This is a genomic window from Ignavibacteriales bacterium (assembly GCA_026390815.1).
Taxonomy (GTDB): domain Bacteria; phylum Bacteroidota; class Ignavibacteria; order Ignavibacteriales; family SURF-24; genus JAPLFH01.
In genome coordinates this window covers 1-2,052 of record JAPLFH010000022.1, presented here as the reverse complement: position 1 = coordinate 2,052, position 2,052 = coordinate 1, and the positions used below count along the sequence as shown (strand labels likewise).

The window sequence follows — 2,052 nt, the reverse complement described above, 5'->3', positions numbered from 1 at the left end:
TAAATATAGTTTATTTACCTCAACTACATTTGTAGAATATGGAGAAGTAAAATTATTTCCATTTACATTAATGGTTGTACCTTTTTCAGTCTGAAGGGTTACTGCATATAACTTCTTCATATCCGATGTTATTGTTGCTCCGTTATCATTACTTACAACTGTATAATTGTAGTTCCTTGTATCTGCACCAGTTATAAAAGCTAAATTTCCAAGCATTGATTTACGCTGCCAATTACTATTATTAGTTCCATTTGTATTCCATATTCTATTGTAACCACCAATAGATTGGTCAATAGCACCAACCGCTAAATTTTGACCAATAAACTTGGGTGCCGTAGCTCCGCTGGTAACTGTACTTCCATCAACTGTTATAACTCCGGACAGAAAATTATTTTGAACAATTAAAGTATGTTTAACGATAAAAGTAATGGTTTGATGTGCTGTTTGCTCATAAATTGAACCGCCCATAAAAAATTCCAGTAGTCTAATAGTCCAAGTATAAGTACCAGGCGTTAAATAAAACCATTGAGGAATATCACCATTTCTGGAATCATAAGTAGAAGTATTTGTTTCCAATATTATTGCAGTTTCAAGACTAACTTTTGGTGGGTAAGGAGAGATAGTATATCCCCAACTACAAAAAACAGGAATTGTAGTTTCAGATGAACTGGCGCCCTGATAATATTGAATTGTTTGTCCGTTTATTGGACTGTTAAAGCTAATGCTTTGTGAGTAAGTAATACCGGAAAATAAAGTTAACAGTATTACAATTGCTTTCTGAAGTGAACTTTTCATAAAATCTCCAAAAATTTTTTGGTTTGAAAAAAAATAATTAAATTGGAGATGCAAATAAGAGGGCATAAAAATGCCCGTAAGGTGAGCAGCCTTAAATTATTTGCACCAAAGGGAAAGGTGCTGTAACACCTTTCCCTGTTATTAACCCAGCATTTTTTACTCTTTTACTCCTGTTTTAATTTGCCGTGTATAATTACATTATATCCTGTCTTTTGTTCATCTCGTGTTATAAAAAATACATCCCTATCAAAGATATAACCACCATAGGATACTAAACTTGTTTTGTATATAGTTTGAAGATCAGTACCGTTATAATGAGCAATTCCATCCGATGAACCCCAGAAGAAATCCTTTTCACTTCTTCCGCAACGGATTTGACCGCCGAATTTTGTGCCGGTATAATCCATCCATAATTCTATATTTCCGCTTTTATATTTATAGATTTTCTGGTTTATGGTTACATATATTTTATTGTTTAATGTAGCCACAAAAGTATCATATCCAGAGTAAAGCTCTTTTAATTCCTTTCCATCCCAGGTATATAAGAAACCAGTGAATCCTGTTTTCTCACCTATATGGAAACCTGGAAGCACAAGCGTTCCAGTATTATTATCTATATTAATATCTGTAAATTCACCTTTCACTTCAGGAATATTTACAAACTGCCAGTTGATACCATTGTAATGCATAATTACTGTCTTCCCATCATAGCTGTTATACTTAGAAATAGAGCCGACACCATAGATATTGTTTTTAGAAGTACCATTAAAATTCATAATTCCCATATAATCATATCCCTCCATTTTATATTCACCATATTTTCCCCAATGTTCATTGCTGTATTTCCAGATTGTACTATTAATATTACCCAACCATACTTCGGTACTGTCAAGTCCAAATATTGCCCATGGACTAATATTTCTTGAAAGAGAGTCACATCGCCATTGTTTGCCATTAAAGTGCCATATTGTTGTTGCCGTCCAACTGCTGGTTCCTATAGCCCAAACATTTGTAGGAGAGCTCCCCCAGATTCTGGTAAGGATTAATGATTCATCAATTTTTATTGTGTCTGCGGTCCAAACATAATCACGTCTTCCCGGTGTAGAGTTGTCCTCCGGTTCTGTCGGAGATTTTTTGCAGGATAGATTTAAGAACAATGTAATTGCAACACATTGCAAAAAGAGAAGTAGGGAAATAATTCTTTTATAGTTCACTTTTATTTATTCCTATTTGTCGTTAATTAAATTTTTACTTTTC

2 protein-coding genes are annotated in these 2,052 nt (G+C 33.7%); both read right to left on the bottom strand.

Translation table 11 applies throughout. The features are described from left to right. A partial coding sequence (locus NTX22_07590; protein MCX6150365.1) for a hypothetical protein occupies window positions 1–795 on the bottom strand: 795 nt, incomplete at its 3' end. A 164-nt stretch (window positions 796–959) separates the two neighbouring features. Then, the gene (locus NTX22_07585; GenBank protein MCX6150364.1) at window positions 960–2,009 is read right to left on the bottom strand and encodes a hypothetical protein; all 1,050 of its coding nucleotides are present in this window, start codon (window positions 2,007–2,009) and stop codon (window positions 960–962) included. Between the last annotated feature and the right edge of the window lie 43 nt (window positions 2,010–2,052).